The following is a 17,662-nucleotide window of genomic DNA, read 5'->3' as shown; positions in this document are numbered from 1 at the left end:
TTCAGCGAAGGAAGGTAATGACGACGAACCCTGAGGAGACCGGTTTCCGCTATGATGCGGCGCTGGCCGAAGAGATCGAGAAGTCTTGGCAGCGCACTTGGGAGGAATCGGGCACGTTCCACACCCCGAACCCCACCGGAGACCTCGGCGAGCTTGACTCCCAGGATGGTCAGTCGACCTACGGACCGCCGTCCGACCTCAGCGAGCGCGAGTCCCTGTACATCATGGACATGTTTCCCTACCCCTCTGGTGTGGGGCTGCATGTCGGCCACCCGCTGGGCTACCTCGGCACCGACGTCTACGGCCGCTATCAGCGGATGCGCGGACTCAACGTCATGCATGCGCTGTCCTATGACGCCTTCGGGCTGCCCGCCGATCTCTACGCGGTCCAGACCGGTCAGCATCCGCGCATCACCACCGATGCCAATATCGCGAATATGACCGAACAGCTGCGTCGCCTGGGCCTGGCCCATGATGTGCGGCGCCGCTTCGCCACGACCGACGACGAATTCGTCAAGTGGACGCAGTGGATCTTCCTGCAGATCTTCAATTCCTGGTACGACCCGGAGGCGACGACCCCCGATGGCGAGGCAAAGGGTGCGGCCCGACCGATCGAGACGCTCATCGACCAGTTCGCCTCCGGCACCCGCTCCACCCCCGACGGTCGCGCCTGGTCGGATCTGAGTCCGGCCGAACGGGAGGACGTCCTGCAGGACTTCCGCCTCGCCTATGTCTCCGAATCCCCGGTCAACTGGTGCCCCGGACTGGGCACGGTGCTGGCCAATGAAGAGGTCACCGCCGACGGCCTGTCCGAACGCGGGAACTTCCCGGTGTTCACCCGTCGTCTGCGGCAGTGGAATATGCGGATCACCGCCTATGCCGACCGCCTCATCGATGACCTCGACGCCCTGGACTGGCCGCATGCGATCCACGCGGCGCAGGTCAACTGGATCGGCCGGTCGAAGGGTGCGCTGCTGCGCCTGCCCATCGTCGCTGACGATGCGAGCGATATCGAGGTCTACACCACCCGCCCGGACACACTGTTCGGCGCCACCTACCTCGTCCTCAGCCCCGAACATCCGCAGGTCGCGTCGCTGACAGCGTCGACCTGGGTCGAATCCACGCCCGAATCCTGGCGTGGGGGTCAGGCCACCCCCGCCGAGGCGATCGCCGCCTACCAGCGCGCCGCCGCTGCCAAGACCGACGCCGACCGGCAGCAGAGCCGGGAGAAGACCGGCATCTTCACCGGCTCCTATGCACTCAACCCGGCCACCGGGGATGAGGTGCCGATCTTCATCGCCGACTATGTGCTCATGGGGTACGGAACCGGTGCGATCATGGCCGTGCCCGCCGAAGACGCCCGTGACTGGGACTTCGCGAAGACCTTCGGGCTGCCCTATATCCGCACCGTGCAGCCGCCTGCCGGTCACGACGAGGATGCACCGTTCACCGGCACCGGAGTGATGATCAACTCGGCCAATGCCGAGATCGACATCAATGGCCTCGAGATCGACGCGGCGAAGGCCCGCGTCACCGACTGGCTGGCCGGCAGGGGACTGGCCACCGAATCCACTCAGTACCGTCTGCGCGATTGGCTGTTCTCCCGGCAGCGCTACTGGGGAGAGCCGTTCCCGATCGTCTACGACGAGAACGGCACCCCCATCGCCCTGCCCGACGAGATGCTGCCCGTCCAGCTGCCCGAGGTCGACGACTTCGCACCGCGGACCTACGCACCCGATGATGCCGACAGCCGCCCCGAACCGGCGCTGAGCCGAAACCAGGACTGGACGAGCGTCGAGCTCGACCTCGGTGAGGGTCTCAAGACCTATCATCGTGAGACGAACACGATGCCCAACTGGGCCGGTTCGTCGTGGTACCAGCTGCGCTACGCCGACCCGCACAACGGCGAACGCCTCGTCGACCCTGTCAACGAGAAGTACTGGCTGGGGCCGCGGGCCTCGAAGCCTCGTGGCGGCGCCGACCTCTATGTCGGCGGGCAGGAGCACGCTGTGCTTCATCTGCTCTACGCGCGGTTCTGGCACAAGATCCTCTTCGATCTGGGCCACATCTCCTCGTCCGAGCCGTTCCACCGGCTGGTCAACCAGGGCTACATCCAGGCCTATGCGTACACCGATTCCCGCGGTGTCTACGTCCCCGCCGCCGAGGTCGAGGAGCGGACCGAGAGCAACGGTGAGCTGACCTTCTGGCACAACGGCGAACAGGTCAACCGGGAGTACGGAAAGATCGGCAAATCGCTGAAGAACTCCGTCATGCCCGACGAGATGTACGACGCCTTCGGTGCCGACACCTTCCGCGTCTATGAGATGTCGATGGGCCCGCTGGAGCAGGACCGTCCGTGGGACACCCGCGCCGTCGTCGGCGCGCAGCGGTTCCTGCAGCGCGTGTGGCGACTCTTCGTCGATGAGACCACGGGCGAGTCCGTGATCGCCGGCGGCGAGACCGATGCCGAATCGCTCAAGGTCCTCCACCAGGTCATCGAGGGCGTGCGCGAGGACATGGACCATCTGCGCTTCAACACTGCGATCTCCAAGCTCATCGTGCTCACCAACCATGCCACCAAGCAGGGCGGTGCGACCCGGGAGGTCCTCGAACCGCTGACCATCATGCTCGGGCCCTTCGCACCGCACCTGGCCGAAGAGCTGTGGTCGCGTCTCGGACACGAGTCGACGCTCACCTATGCGTCCTTCCCCGAGGCGGATCCGAACCATCTCGTCGCCGAGACGGTGACCTGCGTGGTTCAGGTCAAGGGCAAGGTGCGTGCACGCCTCGAGGTGGCTCCGGACATCTCTGCCGAAGAGCTGGAGCAGCTGGCTCTCGAGTCACCGAACGCCGTCAAGGCCCTCGGCGGTGCGGGAGTGCGCAAGGTGATCGTGCGCGCACCGAAGCTGGTCAACATCGTTCCCGACGCTTGAGCAGCGGTCGGGGCATCCGCAGGAGCAGGAGTCTATGAGAGTCGAAACCGTTCAGGATCAGATCCGTGCCCAACTGGGGGTCCGACCGACGATCGACCCGGCCACCGAGGTCGCTCGGCGGGTCGAATTCCTCGTCGACTATGTGCTCACCACCGGTGTCAGGGGACTCGTGCTCGGCATCAGCGGCGGTCAGGACTCCACCCTGGCAGGCAAGCTCTGCCAGCTGGCGGTGGAGGACCTGCGCCGTCGTGGTGCCGATGCCGAGTTCTGGGCCGTGCGTCTGCCCCATCATGTGCAGAGCGACGAAGCCGATGCCCAGGATGCACTGTCCTTCATCGCCGCCGATCATGAGCTGGCGATCAATATCGGCGCCGCCACAGATGCGGCCGCCGAGGAGTACGAGAAGGCGACAGGCACGCCGATCACCGACTTCGGCAAAGGCAACGTCAAGGCCAGGATGCGGATGATCGCCCAGTTCGAACTGGCGGGGGAGAAGAAGGCCCTCGTCGTCGGAACCGATCATGCCGCCGAGGCGGTCACGGGCTTCTTCACGAAGTTCGGAGACGGTGCGGCCGACGTCATCCCCCTGGCGGGTCTGAACAAACGGCAGGGACGTGAACTGCTGCGCCACCTCGGTGCTCCCGAGCATCTCATCGTCAAAGATCCCACTGCGGATCTGCTCGACGACGAACCGGGGCAGACCGATGAAACGTCGCTGGGTCTCAGCTATGACCAGATCGATGACTTCCTCGAGGGCAAGGAGATCGAGCCCGCGGCCGCCTCGGTGCTCATCGAGAAATACCGCAGGTCAGAACACAAACGCCGCACCCCTGTGGCTCCGACGGATTCGTGGTGGATCCGGCACTGATCCTCAGTCGTTGAACGGCGGGGTGCCCGAGACGAGTCCGAGCTCGAGTGCCGTCTGGTTGAACTCCCAGCGGGAGGAGACGAAGTCGTCGCTGAGGCGTTCGCCGCGGCCCTGGGCTTCCGTGTAACCGCGCCAGCCGTTCTTGCGGGCATCGCCGGGGCGGATCTCACGGGTGCCGGAATCATCGGGCGAGATCTGGGTCTCCTGCTTCACCCAGATGGACAGGCCCTCGGCAGCCCGATAGAGGTTCATGAACGCGGTGTGCGAACGCGGGTTGTCGAAGCTGGCCTTTTTGAACTCGGCACAGAATGTGTAGAGCGGTTCGAGTTCATCGACGGCGACGGTGGCGAAGGTGGCATCGAGTCGCAGGGACTGGACGAGACCGGATGAGTCCGGGATGAGTTCGAGGATCCGGCGGGCGCGACGCTCGTCGGGAAGCAGTTCGACCGTATTCTCCACCGGGGTCAGCCCGGGCGTGTCCATCCGACCGCGTTCGACGCTGAGCTGCTGCCGCAGAGCGTCGATCTGGTGCTGCGACCGCCGCCATTCGCCGTGGAACATCAGCAGCGCCGCGATCACGCCGAGGCACAGCACGAGTCCGATGATCCAGGCCGCAGGGTGCAGCCCGGGGATGACGAAAGCCACGATGCCCAGCACGGTGAGCACGGCAGTCGTCACGGCGGCCGGTGAGTTGGTGAGGAAATCCAGGAAGCGCTTCACATTCCCCAGCTTACTGTTTCAACCTCCACATATCGTGCAACCGGGTGGCATATAGTGTGGTGCGAAAACGCATGCCAATTCCCAGGAGAGCTCGGTTTGAAGATTTCAGTCATCGGTTGCGGATATCTGGGCGCGGTCCATGCGGCGGCCATGGCGTCTCTGGGCCATGAGGTCACAGGAGTCGATGTCGACACGGACAAGGTCGAGGCGCTGACGTCGGGCCGTCCGCCCTTCTTCGAACCGGGACTGAGTGAACTCCTCGTGAAGGCTCAGGAGCGGGGGAAGCTCGTTTTCACCACTGACATCTCCCATGCCGCAGACGCCACCGTCCACTTCGTGTGTGTGGGCACTCCGCAGAAGCCCGGCGAGTTCGCCGCGGATGTCACCTACGTCGATGCGGCGGTGGAGTCGCTGCGCCCGCATCTGACTGAGACGTCGGTGGTTGTGGGCAAGTCGACCGTTCCAGTGGGCACCGCTGAACGTCTGGCCGGCAGCATCGCCGACACCGGAGCCGCGATGATGTGGAACCCGGAGTTCCTGCGCGAGGGCCATGCCGTCGAAGACACTCTCCACCCGAATCGACTGGTCTACGGAGTCGCCGACGGTCAGCCCGGGCAGGCCGCGGCGGCTGTCCTCGATGAGGTCTATGCCCCCATCCTCGCCGAGGAGACTCCGCGGATGATCACGGACTTCGCGACCGCTGAGCTGGTCAAGACCGCGGCGAACTCGTTCCTGGCCACGAAGATCTCGTTCATCAACGCCATGGCCGAACTCTGCGAGGCCTCCGGTGCCGATGTCACCCAGCTCGCCGATGCGATCGGCATGGATGACCGGATCGGTCGGAAGTTCCTCAACGCCGGGCTCGGGTTCGGCGGTGGCTGCCTGCCCAAGGACATCCGCGCCTTCATGGCCCGGGCCGGAGAGCTCGGTGCCGATCAGGCGGTGGCCTTCCTCAGGGAGATCGACTCGATCAATATGCGTCGGCGTGTGCGCATGGTCGACATCGCCCGGGATGCTCTGAGCGGGTCGTTCATCGGGAAGAAGATCACCATCCTCGGTGCGGCGTTCAAACCCGACAGCGACGATGTCCGTGATTCTCCGGCCCTCGCCGTGGCCCGCCTCATCGCCACTCAGGGCGGACTCGTGACCGTCACCGATCCGCAGGCGCTCGACAATGCGAAGAAGTCGTTCCCCGAACTCGACTATGTCGCCGACACCGCTGAGGCGCTGACCGGGGCCGAGGCGGTGCTGCTTCTGACCGAGTGGCGCGAGTACCGCGATCTCGACCCGGCGTCGACGGCTGAACTCGTGCGCGGGAAGGTGCTCGTCGACGGCCGCAATGTACTCACTCCGCAGCTGTGGCGTGAAGCGGGCTGGACCTATCGAGCCCTGGGCCGTCCATGAGAATCGGGTTGGTCACCGACTCCACGGCACAGCTGTCCGCGGCCGAACGCGAGGAGCTGAGCCAGGCCACCGGAGGCCTCTTCGCTGTGGTGCCGCTGACCGTGCTCATCGGGGGAGTCGCTTTCGCCGACGGTGAGGTCGGTGCCGGGCATCTGTGCGCGAAGATGACTGACGGCACCGAGGTCACCACCTCCATGGCCACGCCGACTCAGTTCTCCGAAGTCTATGCGCGGCTGCGCGCGGACGGGGCCGAGGCCATCATCGTCGTGACCATGTCTGCGGAGCTCTCCGGGACCCGCGATTCCGCGGTCAATGCCGCCGAAGCCGAGGACATCCTCGTCGATGTCGTCGACTCGAGGACCACCTCGGCGGGATTGGCCGGGGCACTGTCCGTGGCCGTGGCCGGGATCCGGCAGGGACTCGACGTCGAATCGATCGCCGGAACCATCGCCGACTGGTGCGCGGGGGAGACCCGCTCAGTGTTTGCCCCCGGAAGCCTCGAACACCTGCGCCGAGGCGGCCGGATCGGTGCCGCATCCTCCTTGCTGGGCCGGGCCCTGCAGATCGTTCCCGTGCTCGGCCTCAACGCGGGGATCGTCGTTCCGCTCGCCCGGGTGCGCACTCGCACCAAAGCACTGGAGAAGATCGTCGCACTCGCTGCGCAGGCCGCCGCCGAGGTGGCTGATCCCGAGGACACCGTGCAGGTCGAGGTGCAGAACGCCGAAGGAGAGATCGACACAGCCGATGCCGAACTGCTGAACTCAAGGCTGCGCGAACTCGGATTCGACACCTCGTTCAGAACTCTTTCGACGATCATCACCGCGCATGTGGGTCCCGGCACGGTCGGTGTCACCGTGCAGACGAAACCCTGACTCGCACACTTCTGCCTGGGGAGGCTCAGGTGACTTGACCGCCTCAGCCCTGTGGATGCAGAAGCCCTTTCCACAGGCGACTTCTGCGCCCTGGCAGCAGGTCGTGGTGGGCCTTAGCGTCGGACCATGGCTGTGTCCCCGGATGATCGCTTCGCCGGCCTCCTCAACGCCAGTGCCGAGCGCGGTGGTTGGGTGCCCGGCGATGTCTATACCGCCGACACCGCCGGAGAAGACGAACCCGTCGAGCCACGTCGGGTGCGTCTGCCGGTGCTGGCGGCGGTCGGCATCGCCACTGTCGGAATCCTCGTGCTCGCCTTCTTCCTCTTCCGACCCACACCGCAGCAGACGCCGGCCGGGACCGGCGATGAGCACGGACAGCCCGCGGAGGCCGGGCAGCCGTCAGCCGCGACAGCCGGCGCCGCCGAATCGGGTGAAGCCGGCGCACCCGCTGCGGGAACGGGCACAGGCAAGGAGGAGGCCGCCTCGGCGAAGGAGGCGGCGAACGGGGAGGTGATCGTCCACATCACCGGGGCGGTGAAGAATCCCTCCGTGGTCACCCTGAAAGCCGGAGCACGGGTCCGCGACGCCGTCGAGGCCGCGGGCGGACTGAACGCCGGGGCCGATGGCGATGCGGTGAATCTGGCGCGGGTGCTCACCGACGGTGAACAGATCCACATCCCGAAAGAAGGAGAAGAACCGGCGGTCGGCGTCGATGGTGCTGGGGCGGATGAGAGTGGACAGAACGGGGCTGCTGCGGATGAGCCTGGGGCAGCGGGTCCGGGAGCTGACAACGGTGCTGCCGGAACCGGCGACTCACCGGCTGGTGCTGCGAACGATTCAGCCGGGGCGAACGGCGGAGCCGGAAAGATCGATCTCAACACCGCCGATGCCACCGCCTTGGAGACCCTGCCCGGGGTCGGCCCCGTCACCGCCGAGGCGATCATCAGCCACCGCACCCAACAGCCCTTCGCCGGCGTCGAGGATCTGCTGCTCGTCAAAGGCATCGGACCCAAGACCTTCGAAAGCCTCAAAGACCTTGTCACCGTCGGCTGAGCCACCGCATTCGCGATTGACCCCGCCACCGGATTCGCTGCGACACAGACTCGGAACACTGCGACGGGAAAGCCTTTCCCGAGCAGCGTGGGTCCGGGACCAGGCCGCGCAGTGGCCGGGGTCCGTTCGTCTCCTCTGCTGTGCTGCCGGCCTGTGGGCAAGCGCACTCCTGTCACCGGAACCATGGGTGCTGTTCGGTATTCCCGTGCTCGGACTCGTAGGGGTCCTGGCCGTCAGACGCCATCACCACCTCGGTGTCGGTGTCCTCGTCTTCACCTGTCTGCTGACGATCCAGATCACCGCCCTGGCCGCTGCCCACGGACCGGATGAGGAGGTCGAGACCACGGGACTCGTCGTCGGTCACAGCGAACCCGGCGCGTCCGGATGGACCCGACTGACTCTGGTGACACCCACCGGCTTCACCCATGTCCTCAGCCCCGAACCCGTCGCGGACGGAGCGAAGGTGCGGATGCGCACGGAACGCCTCGATGACATCCGCTCGACCGATGCAGAGCCCCACGTTCTCGAAGAACCTGACCGGCTGTGGCAGTGGCGAGACCGCCTGCGCACTGAACTGCGCGAGGACTCCGTCGCCGCCGGCAACGACGGAGGCCGACTGCTGCCCGGACTCGTCGTCGGCGACACCTCTGCACAGGATGACCGGATGGCAGACGACATGCGAGTCGTCTCCCTCACCCACGTCTCGGCGGTGTCGGGCAGCAACGTCACGATCGTCAGCCTCGGCGCCGGACTGCTTGCCGGAGCCTGCCGGGCCGGACCACGACTGCGCGTGAGCATCGGGGTGCTCACCTGCATCGGCTACGTGTTCATCGTCGGATTCGAACCCAGTGCCCTCCGCGCCGCCGGAATGGCGATCGCGGCGGCTCTCGTATTCCTGCGCGGCGGTGGGATCTCCCCGGTCGCGGTCATGTGCTCGACGGCGAGCCTGCTTCTCGCCTTCGTGCCCGTGCTGGCCACCTCGGTGGGGTTCGTCCTGTCGGTGGTCTCCACGGCGGCGATCATGTTCGTCGTTCCGATCTTGCTGCGCCGCCTCGCCGTGCACCTGCCGCTGCTGCCCACGGTGCTCGTCACCGCGCTCATCGTGCCCTTCGTCGCCCAACTCGCGTGCACCCCAGTGCTCGTGGCGATCGATCCGCGCATCGGGCTGTGGTCGGTGGCAGCCAACGCTCTGGCCGCACCCGCGGTCATGCCGGCCACGGTGGCAGGCTTCCTCAGCCTCGTGACCACGGGCATCGCGACGACAGGACTGCCAGGAGCTGATTTCACCTCGGCGCTGCTGGCCTGGATCGGGTCCTTCCCGGCGTGGTGGATCGTCCTCGTGGCCCGAATCTGCGCCGCACTGCCCGGAGCCGCCCTCGACTGGCCGGTGCCGCCGGTCGGAACGCTGCTGGCACTCGGACTGCTCGGGCTGGCCGTGGCCGGAACATGGATGCTCGTGCGCCGACGCCTGTGGGGCCTGCCCGTCCTCGTCCTGTGCTGCCTGCTCACCGCCGCCGTCATCGTCACGGTGAAGGCGAAGCCGCCGGCACGGGACTGGCTGGTCCTCGTCTGCGATGTCGGTCAGGGTTCGGGGGCGGTGATCAACCTCGGTGGAGGTCGGGGTCTCGTCGTCGACACGGGACGTGAGCCGAAACCCATCGACACCTGCCTCGACGAATCCGGGATCGACGAGTTCGATCTGCTCATCTCCCACTTCGACGCCGACCACTTCGCCGGATATGCAGGCACGACGTGGGGGCGGAAGATCGACCGACTGTTCGTCTCCGCGAATGTCACAGACTCGCCCGAAGCCCAGCGTGTGATCACCGATACCGGCGCCGAGGTGGTCCCCACCCACCGCGGGCAGACGCTGAGTTTCGACACGGCCACGGTGGAGGTGCTGTGGCCGCCCATGCGTTCGCCCATCTCAGCGGAGGACGAAGAGCTGCGCAACGAAGACTCCCTGGTGGTGCGGGTCGATCAGGTCGGGCTGAGCACTCTGCTGCCCGGCGACGTCGGGGCCGAGGAGCAGTACGTGCTGGCCCAGCAGGTGAGGCCTGTCGATGTGCTCGTCGCACCGCACCACGGTTCCTCCGATCTGGCGCCCGAGTTCTTCGCCGCCGCGGCGCCCGGTCTCGGCATCATCTCGGTGGGGGAGAACAGCTACGGGCATCCGAGCACGAAGTCGCTGCGGTCCTTCGGTTCCATTCCCGTGCTGCGCACCGATCACTGCGGATCGGTTGCGCTCTACGCGCAGAGTCGGTTCAGCACAGGACAGAGCTGTCCCGGCAGCAGAGGATGAGACTCGGATCGCCGAGAGGCTCTTATCGAGGGCCGATCAGTCGCCGGTCGATCTTGGTCGTGTCTGCCGTGTCGGTCAGCCACGATAGGCTGGGGTCCATGGCAGCGAAGAAGACCCTGATCCCGTGGAGCTCGGCGAAACCCGCCCCCGTCGTCATGATCTCCGGCGGCGAATCGGTGCTCGTCCGCATGGCCAAGGACCGCATCGTGTCGGCCGCGCGGAAGCAGGAGCCCGAAGAGATCGAATTCGACGCTGCCGGATACCAGGCCGGTGAGCTGGCGATGGCGGCCTCACCGTCCCTGTTCTCCGCCTCGAAGCTCATCGTCGTCGACGCTGTCGAGAAGTGCTCGGAGGACTTCTTGGGCGATGCCCTGGCCTATCTGGACGCACCGAACGATGACGCCGTCGTGCTGCTGCTGCATGCCGGCGGCAATCGGGGAGGGAAGCTCATCAAGAAGCTCGACTCTGCCGGCTTCCCCCGCATCGATGCGGCAGTGCTGAAGAGCGAAAGCGATCGGGCGAAGTTCGCGCAGACTCGCTTCAAGACCGCGAAGCGGCGCATCGACGAAGCGGGGATGGCCGCTCTCATGTCGGCACTGGGCTCCGACCTCGCCGAACTCAATGCCGGAGTCGACCAGCTCATTGAAGACACCGAAGGCACGATCACCGCTGAGGTCGTCGATCAGTACTACGGCGGTCGAGTCGAGGCCACCGGCTTCAAGGTCGCCGATGCGGCAGTTAGCGGAGACACGAAGAACGCCCTCAGCCTCCTCAGGCATGCCCTGTCCACCGGATCCGATCCCGTTCCGCTCGTGGCCGCAGTGGCCATGAAGCTGCGCGGCATGGCGAAGGTGCAGGGATTCTCCGGCACCAGCGGTGAGCTGGCATCGGAGCTGAAGATGGCACCGTGGCAGGTCGACCGTGCCCGCCGAGAAGTCCGTCGCTGGAATGAAGTGGCACTCGGCCAGTCGCTCATCGCCGCAGCCGAAGCCGACGCAGCGGTCAAGGGCGGCGGACGAGACCCCGTCTACGCCGTCGAGTGGTTCGTCTCCGAAGTCTCTCGCCTCGCCCGCGTCCGCTGACCAAATTGCTACCTGACGGCGGCTCAGCAACCTTGCGCAAGGTTGCTGAGCCGCCGTCAGGTAGCAATTTGGGGAAATGGATCAGGGCCCGACCCTTTCGGATCGAGCCCTGAGAAGCTATAGCCTCAGTCGTCTGCTCAGAGAGCGTTGATCTGCGTGGCCAGGCGCGACTTGCGGTTCGCGGCGTTGTTCTTGTGCAGAACACCCTTCGAAACAGCCTTGTCGAGCCTGCGGGCAGCCACAGCATAAGCCTGCTGTGCCTCTTCCTTGTTGCCGGCAGCAATGTTCTCGCGAACGACGCGGACGTAGGACCGAACCTCGGACCGGACAGCCTTGTTGCGCTGACGAGCCTTCTCGTTGGTCTTGTTCCGCTTGATCTGGGACTTGATATTAGCCAATTTCAACACTCTTTCGTGTTAGTGGTACATGGTCGTGAGGGCGCATCGAACCGACATGATCATCTCCGCGGGGAAACACATCGACGATATCGAATCCGACGGCATCTTCACCCGACCTCGGCGAGACACACGCCTTGATGAAGACACAATCACCAATGATACAGGCTCGGCACTCGCGCCGGAAATCTCTGTGCGGCCCTGCTGCGCCGCGATCGCGAGGGCTCGCCCCGGATGCCGGGTGGGTCTCAGGCGGAGATGTTCCCGGCCACGCGATCGAACACGTCGCGCGGCATGACCGCGCCTTCCCGGCGGATCGAATCCGGATCGAGGCGGATGACGCGATCGAGCCGGATCTCCGAGGGCCGGCCCTGCGAGTCCCAGTCCCCGGTGCCGATGTTCATCCACGTAGCGTGCCGGTCCTCGCGGACCTCGCCGACTCCGCCGGGGATGTGATCTTTGCTGGTGAGCATGAGCGCAAGCACCCATCTGCCGTCACGGCCGACGACGAGGGACGGCCGATCCTTGCCCTGCGAGTAGTCCTCCTCGAAGGGGACCCACCCCCAGACGACTTCGCCCGGATCGGCGTCGCCGTCGAGATCGGGGGAGTAGGTGACCTTGACCGGACCCGTGTAATCACCAGGGTACGAGCCCGTCCCGCCCGAAGCGGAACGGTCAGCAGGCCTCGCCGAGGCACCGCCCCCACCGCCCGACTGTGCAGGATTCTGCCGGTGGGCATCCGTGGGCTGAGACGTGCCACCGGAGTTCTTCTTCGACTGTGACTGACGCAGGTAGCGCAGACCCTCACGGACTCCGATTCTTGCGGCCCGATTGACCAGTGATCTCCAATTCATATCTCCAGCCTAAACGAGTCGGCCTCCGCTGACCTGAAGAACAGCGAACCGGCCGGGCAGCGAACCGATGAACGCCTCATCAGCTGAGCAGGGGGGATGCAGCACCAGCACCCCGACATGCTTACGTGAAGTCGAGAACCGCCTCGACGGGGAAATGGTCGGAGGGATACTTCACGTCGACGTCGAAGGTGTCGATGTGGGTCGACACCGTGCGCAGATCCGGGGTGGTGAGGATCCAGTCGATGCGCGGTTCACCCTCCTGCGGGCCCCTGTAGCGGTGGAAGGTGCCGATGTCTTCGCCAGGCACCTCGGCGGCGGTGTCGGTCAGCCCGAGCTCGGCGCAGAAGAAGTCGTACACCGGGGAACCGGTGGCAACGTTGAAGTCGCCGGTGACCACGCAGGGGTGGGCGGCCTCGGCGATGGTGTCGGCCATGATCCGACCGGACTCGAGTCGGGCGCGCTCGGACTTGTGATCGAGGTGGGTGTTGAGCACCCGCAGCCGCCGGTTTGAGGCGAGGTCGCGGACATCGACCGTCGTCAGAGTCCGCGCATGGGAGACTCCCCACGATTCCGAGGCCACAGTGTCGGGCTGTTCGGAGAGCCAGCTGATGTCCACGGCCTCGACGTCGAAGCGCTTCGAATCGAGGATCACGGCAGTGAACTCGCCTGAATTGCCGCCGGAGTGCCCTTCTCCCAGCCAGATGTATTCTTCGGGCAGCAGGCTGATGAGCGTCTCGAGTTGGTCGAGTTCGCCTTCCTGGGTGCCGATGATGTGGGGATGGGCGCGCCGGATGAGCTCGGCGGCGATCGGCAGCCGCTCGGCCACCGGATGCCCGTCCATGGCGGGATAGCGCAGGTTGAAGCTCATGACCCGGAAATCGCTCATGACACCATCTTGCCCGATCAGTGCCGCACAGCACGTCCGAACCGCGAAAGACACGGACGGTCGCCGCGGATTCCGAGTCCGCGCACAAGTCATGAAACAATAGGGGATCCGGTCTGTCTGGGGACCTGGTCTGTCAAAGGAAGGGCGTTCATGTCACCTCAGGTGAATAAGGAAGCTGCACAGCGGATCTCACCGTCTGCCACCTCACCCGAGCTGATTCGCAATTTCTGCATCATCGCTCATATCGACCACGGCAAGTCGACCCTGGCCGACCGCATGCTCCAGATGACCGGAGTCGTCGAGAACCGCGATATGCGCGCCCAGTACCTCGACCGGATGGACATCGAACGCGAACGCGGAATCACCATCAAATCCCAGGCCGTGCGCATGCCGTGGGAACACGAGAACACCCCGTACGCGCTCAACATGATCGACACTCCCGGCCACGTCGACTTCAGCTACGAAGTCTCGCGCTCCTTGGCCGCCTGTGAAGGTGCGCTGCTGCTCGTCGACTCCGCTCAGGGCATCGAAGCCCAGACGCTGGCGAACCTGTATCTGGCCATGGAGAACGATCTGACGATCATTCCCGTTCTCAACAAGATCGACCTGCCGGCGGCGCAGCCGGAGAAGTACGCAGAAGAACTCGCCAACCTCATCGGCTGCGAACCCGAGGACTGCCTGCTCGTCTCGGGCAAGACCGGCGAAGGCGTCGAAGAGGTCCTCGACCGGATCATCACCGATATCCCTGCCCCTGTCGGCGACGCCGACGCACCGGCACGCGCGATGATCTTCGACTCCGTCTACGACACCTACCGCGGTGTGGTCACCTATGTCCGCGTCATCGACGGTTCGCTGGCCCCGCGTGAGAAGATCGAGATGATGTCGTCCGGCACCACCCATGAGCTGCAGGAGATCGGCGCATCCATGCCCGAGCCCAAGGCGACGAAGGGTCTGGGCGTCGGCGAGGTCGGCTACCTCATCACCGGTGCCAAGGATGTGCGGCTGTCGAAGGTCGGTGACACGGTCACCGCTGCTGCCACCCCGGCCGAACAGCCCCTCGACGGGTATCGCGAACCCAAGCCGATGGTGTTCTCCGGGCTCTTCCCGATCGACGGCTCCGACTATCCCGTGCTGCGCGACGCCCTCGACAAACTCAAACTCAATGACGCCTCCCTGGCCTACGAACCCGAGACCTCGACGGCTCTGGGCTTCGGCTTCCGCTGCGGATTCCTCGGTCTGCTCCACCTCGAAGTGCTGCGCGACCGACTGGAACGCGAGTTCAACCTGGACCTCATCTCCACCGCTCCGTCGGTGATCTACGACGTGACCATGGAAGACGGTACCGAGATCGTGGTGACGAACCCGAGCGAGTACCCGACGGGCAAGATCAAGGAAGTCCGCGAACCGATGGTTCAGGCGACTGTCCTGACCCCCAGCGACTACATCGGTGCGGTGATGGAACTGTGCCAGGACCGTCGCGGCAAACTCCAGGGCATGGACTACCTGTCCTCGGACCGGGTGGAGATCCGCTACCGCCTGCCACTGGCCGAGATCGTCTTCGACTTCTTCGACCAGCTGAAGTCCCGGACCAAAGGCTATGCCTCCCTCGACTACTCCGACGACGGTCAGGATGCCTCCGATCTCGTCAAGGTCGACATCCTGCTGCACGGCGATCACGTCGACGCGTTCTCCGCGATCGTCCACCGCGACAACGCCTACTCCTATGGGGTGGCGATGGCCGGGAAGCTGCGCAAGCTCATCCCGCGCCAGCAGTTCGAGGTGCCGATCCAGGCGGCCATCGGTTCGCGCATCATCGCCCGTGAGACCATCCGCGCGATCCGCAAGGACGTATTGAGCAAGTGCTACGGCGGCGACATCAGCCGGAAGCGCAAGCTGCTCGAGAAGCAGAAGGAAGGCAAGAAGCGGATGAAGGTGGTCGGCACCGTCGAGGTCCCCCAGGAGGCGTTCATCGCGGCCCTGTCCTCCGACGAGCCGGAGACGAAGGACAGCAAGAAGTAAGTGCCCGCACAACCGACCGGTGAGGTCCCTCCACGCGACGGCTCCCTGCCGTCATCGGCGGGAATCGGCTCGCACGAGCGGGGCCTGAGCCTCTATGTCCACGTCCCGTACTGCCGGGTCCGCTGCGGCTACTGCGACTTCAACACCTACACGTCAGAGGACCTCGGACCGGGGGCTTCCCGCGAGGACTACCGCAGCAATCTCGCCCGTGAGCTCGACCTGTCCGTATCGACCCTCGCCGAGGCGGGGGCGGGCGCTCGTGGGGTCTCGACGATCTTCTTCGGAGGAGGCACCCCGACCCTGCTCGCCGCGGATGTGCTCGCCGGGGTGATGGACGATATCCGTGCCCGCTTCAGCTTGGCGGAGAATGTCGAAGTCACCACCGAGGCCAATCCCGACACCTTGGACCCCGCGTACATCGCGACCCTCGCCGCAGCCGGTTTCAACCGCATCTCCATGGGCATGCAGTCGGCTGTGCCGCACGTGCTCGCGACCTTGGACCGAACCCACGATCCGGAGAAGATCCCCGAGGTGGCCAACTGGGTCAAGGAGGCCGGACTCGAACTCAGCCTCGACCTCATCTACGGCACCCCGGGAGAATCGATCGACGATTGGCGTCGCTCGCTCGAAGTGGCCCTGTCCAACGAGGTCGATCACATTTCGGCGTATTCCCTCATCGTCGAACCGGGCACGAAGATGGGTGCGATGGTCCGGCGCGGTGACCTGCCGATGCCCGACGAGGACGATCTGGCCGACAAGTACGAGATCGCCGATGCCGCGATGTCTGCCGCCGGTCTGCACTGGTACGAGGTGAGCAACTGGTCGACCGGTCCCGATACGCGCTGTGAGCACAATATGGCCTATTGGCGCAATGCCGATTGGTGGGGCTTCGGCCCCGGCGCTCACTCACACGTCGGGGGAGTCCGGTTCTGGAATGCCAAACATCCGCGTGCCTGGGCCGACCGGCTGGGGGCGGGGGAATCCCCCTCGATAGGCCGTGAGGTCCTCGACGAGCAGACCCGGGAGATCGAACGAATCATGCTGGCGGCCCGAATCGACCGTGAGCTGCGTCTGGACTCTCTGGGACCCGGCAGCGAGCAGGCGGTCAGAACCTTCGTCAGACAGGGGCTGCTCGATGCCGCTGGTGCTGAGGCCGGCTGGTTCCAGCCGACCCTGCAGGGCCGCCTGTTGGCTGACCACATGGTCCGCATCCTCACCGAATATGTGTGAATGAGCTTCGCCCCGCCACCCGGATCGGGTGGCGGGGCGAACTGTTCGGCGAACGTCGGATCATCTGATCCAGTTCGGGGTCAGCGGGATCCGGTAGCCCTCACCCCGGTTGGCCGCGGACGCGGCGATGATCTCGATGACGATCATGTAGATCGAGAGCACCGGCAGGAGAAGCAGGATGAGGAGTCCGATGCCCACGATCGTGAGGATTCCGCCGATGAGGCCGATGCCGAATGCGGCGATGACACCGATGATCAGCAGGTTGAGTGACTGTGCGCCATGATGGCGGAGGAACGGAGACTTGTCCTTGTTGATGATGTAGAGGATGAGAGTGACGATCCAGCCGAGGCCGATCACGTAGGTGGCCGCGTGGGCGAGGTGCGACCACAGGGCCGTCGTCCGCTCGCTCTGGTCGGCGTTCCAGAACCCGACAGAGTTCGAGCCATAGGCCGCATCAGGCAGCTGGGACCCCATGGGCACACCGCCTGCCGGTGAATGCGCCGAGGACGCACCCGGGAATCCGTACCCGGCGTGGGGTTGCCCCTGCGGAGCTGCATAGGCCTGCTGGGAACCGTATGGCTGCTGGGAGCCGTACGCCTGCTGCGATCCGTACGCCTGCTGTGATCCGTACGCCTGCTGGGAACCGTATGGCTGCTGTGAACCGTACGCCTGCTGCGATCCGTACGCCTGCTGTGATCCGTACGCCTGCTGGGAACCGTATGGCTGCTGTGAACCGTACGGAATCTGCCCGCCCTGCGGCTGCGAACCGTGCTGCGTCTGGCCGCCGTGCTGCGGCTGCGAACCCTGTTGAGGCTGCGGAGTGTACGGCTGCTGCGAGCCTGACTGCGGTGAATAGTTCGGCGGCATCGGCTGCGACTGCCCGTTGTTCGGCTGCTGCGGATTGTCCGACATGAGAGTCCCTTCAGAGATTGCGATCATCCCACATTAACCCAGAGCGAGAGGGGTGATCATGTCCGCAAGATGAACGACACGGAGCACAGAGCGCACACTCAGGAAGCGCCAGACCCCGTGAGCCGGTCATCG

14 protein-coding genes are annotated in these 17,662 nt (G+C 65.3%); 9 read left to right on the top strand and 5 right to left on the bottom strand.

Going from position 1 to position 17,662, the window contains the following annotated elements; genetic code table 11:
* Positions 1 to 17 precede the first annotated feature (17 nt).
* Entirely contained in the window at positions 18 to 2,933 is a 2,916-nt protein-coding gene (gene leuS / locus EB835_RS05360) for a leucine--tRNA ligase (protein ID WP_135808432.1), read from the top strand.
* A gap of 34 nt (positions 2,934 to 2,967) precedes the next feature.
* Entirely contained in the window at positions 2,968 to 3,801 is an 834-nt protein-coding gene (nadE, locus tag EB835_RS05355) for an ammonia-dependent NAD(+) synthetase (protein WP_135808431.1), read from the top strand.
* 3 nt (positions 3,802 to 3,804) lie between these two features.
* On the opposite strand, the gene EB835_RS05350 is transcribed toward nadE, so the two are convergent.
* A complete protein-coding gene (locus tag EB835_RS05350) occupies positions 3,805 to 4,521 on the bottom strand; it encodes a hypothetical protein (protein ID WP_240688561.1) in 717 nt (238 codons plus the stop codon).
* Positions 4,522 to 4,617: 96 nt separating this feature from the next.
* On the opposite strand from EB835_RS05350, the gene EB835_RS05345 reads away from it, so the two are divergent.
* The 5 genes from EB835_RS05345 (at position 4,618) to holA (ending at position 11,234) form a co-directional block, all read left to right on the top strand.
* Positions 4,618 to 5,925 (top strand): UDP-glucose dehydrogenase family protein, encoded by a 1,308-nt coding sequence (locus EB835_RS05345; RefSeq protein WP_135808430.1) that lies wholly within the window; start codon positions 4,618 to 4,620, stop codon positions 5,923 to 5,925.
* A complete protein-coding gene (locus EB835_RS05340) occupies positions 5,922 to 6,797 on the top strand; it encodes a DegV family protein (protein WP_135808429.1) in 876 nt (291 codons plus the stop codon). The genes EB835_RS05345 and EB835_RS05340 overlap by 4 nt, the downstream gene beginning before the upstream one ends.
* 126 nt (positions 6,798 to 6,923) lie before the next feature.
* On the top strand, positions 6,924 to 7,850 hold the full coding sequence (locus EB835_RS05335; protein ID WP_135808428.1) for a helix-hairpin-helix domain-containing protein: 927 nt from the start codon (positions 6,924 to 6,926) through the stop codon (positions 7,848 to 7,850).
* 205 nt (positions 7,851 to 8,055) lie between these two features.
* Entirely contained in the window at positions 8,056 to 10,152 is a 2,097-nt protein-coding gene (locus tag EB835_RS05330) for a ComEC/Rec2 family competence protein (protein WP_240688560.1), read from the top strand.
* Positions 10,153 to 10,250: 98 nt separating this feature from the next.
* Complete coding sequence (holA, locus tag EB835_RS05325; RefSeq protein WP_135808427.1) at positions 10,251 to 11,234, top strand: DNA polymerase III subunit delta; 984 nt, start codon at positions 10,251 to 10,253, stop codon at positions 11,232 to 11,234.
* A 137-nt stretch (positions 11,235 to 11,371) separates the two neighbouring features.
* Here holA and rpsT read toward each other — a convergent pair whose 3' ends face one another.
* The 3 genes from rpsT to EB835_RS05310 all read right to left on the bottom strand — a co-directional run bounded on the left by rpsT (position 11,372) and on the right by EB835_RS05310 (position 13,369).
* Positions 11,372 to 11,632, bottom strand: coding sequence for a 30S ribosomal protein S20 (gene rpsT / locus EB835_RS05320; RefSeq protein ID WP_135808426.1), 261 nt, complete (start codon positions 11,630 to 11,632; stop codon positions 11,372 to 11,374).
* Positions 11,633 to 11,877: 245 nt separating this feature from the next.
* Positions 11,878 to 12,483 carry a type II toxin-antitoxin system PemK/MazF family toxin gene (locus EB835_RS05315; protein ID WP_135808425.1) on the bottom strand — a complete coding sequence of 202 codons (606 nt, stop codon included), beginning with the start codon at positions 12,481 to 12,483 and terminating at the stop codon, positions 11,878 to 11,880.
* A gap of 121 nt (positions 12,484 to 12,604) precedes the next feature.
* Entirely contained in the window at positions 12,605 to 13,369 is a 765-nt protein-coding gene (locus EB835_RS05310; RefSeq protein WP_135808424.1) for an endonuclease/exonuclease/phosphatase family protein, read from the bottom strand.
* Between the two features lie 150 nt (positions 13,370 to 13,519).
* Between EB835_RS05310 and lepA the strand changes: the two genes are divergently transcribed.
* Both lepA and hemW read left to right on the top strand, forming a co-directional pair.
* The gene (lepA, locus tag EB835_RS05305) at positions 13,520 to 15,388 is read left to right on the top strand and encodes a translation elongation factor 4 (protein WP_135808423.1); all 1,869 of its coding nucleotides are present in this window, start codon (positions 13,520 to 13,522) and stop codon (positions 15,386 to 15,388) included.
* Positions 15,389 to 16,618, top strand: coding sequence for a radical SAM family heme chaperone HemW (gene hemW / locus EB835_RS05300; RefSeq protein ID WP_135808422.1), 1,230 nt, complete (start codon positions 15,389 to 15,391; stop codon positions 16,616 to 16,618).
* A gap of 60 nt (positions 16,619 to 16,678) precedes the next feature.
* Here the strand turns inward: hemW and EB835_RS05295 are convergent, their stop codons facing one another.
* Positions 16,679 to 17,557 carry a DUF4870 domain-containing protein gene (locus tag EB835_RS05295; RefSeq protein WP_240688559.1) on the bottom strand — a complete coding sequence of 293 codons (879 nt, stop codon included), beginning with the start codon at positions 17,555 to 17,557 and terminating at the stop codon, positions 16,679 to 16,681.
* Between the last annotated feature and the right edge of the window lie 105 nt (positions 17,558 to 17,662).

It is taken from the genome of Brevibacterium sp. S22, assembly GCF_004745485.1.
Lineage (GTDB): Bacteria > Actinomycetota > Actinomycetes > Actinomycetales > Brevibacteriaceae > Brevibacterium.
The sequence above is the reverse complement of the archived record's forward strand: the minus strand, read 5'-3'. Positions and strand labels throughout refer to the sequence as shown.

What these genes read in the sequence shown, in the direction of transcription:
- EB835_RS05315 (WP_135808425.1), bottom strand. Translation starts at nt 12,483, where the DNA reads ATGAATTGGAGATCACTGGTCAATCGGGCCGCAAGAATCGGAGTCCGT.
- EB835_RS05295 (WP_240688559.1), bottom strand. Translation starts at nt 17,557, where the DNA reads ATGATCGCAATCTCTGAAGGGACTCTCATGTCGGACAATCCGCAGCAG.
- EB835_RS05335 (WP_135808428.1), top strand. Translation starts at nt 6,924, where the DNA reads ATGGCTGTGTCCCCGGATGATCGCTTCGCCGGCCTCCTCAACGCCAGT.
- EB835_RS05340 (WP_135808429.1), top strand. Translation starts at nt 5,922, where the DNA reads ATGAGAATCGGGTTGGTCACCGACTCCACGGCACAGCTGTCCGCGGCC.
- EB835_RS05310 (WP_135808424.1), bottom strand. Translation starts at nt 13,369, where the DNA reads ATGAGCGATTTCCGGGTCATGAGCTTCAACCTGCGCTATCCCGCCATG.
- leuS (WP_135808432.1), top strand. Translation starts at nt 18, where the DNA reads ATGACGACGAACCCTGAGGAGACCGGTTTCCGCTATGATGCGGCGCTG.
- lepA (WP_135808423.1), top strand. Translation starts at nt 13,520, where the DNA reads ATGTCACCTCAGGTGAATAAGGAAGCTGCACAGCGGATCTCACCGTCT.
- holA (WP_135808427.1), top strand. Translation starts at nt 10,251, where the DNA reads ATGGCAGCGAAGAAGACCCTGATCCCGTGGAGCTCGGCGAAACCCGCC.
- nadE (WP_135808431.1), top strand. Translation starts at nt 2,968, where the DNA reads ATGAGAGTCGAAACCGTTCAGGATCAGATCCGTGCCCAACTGGGGGTC.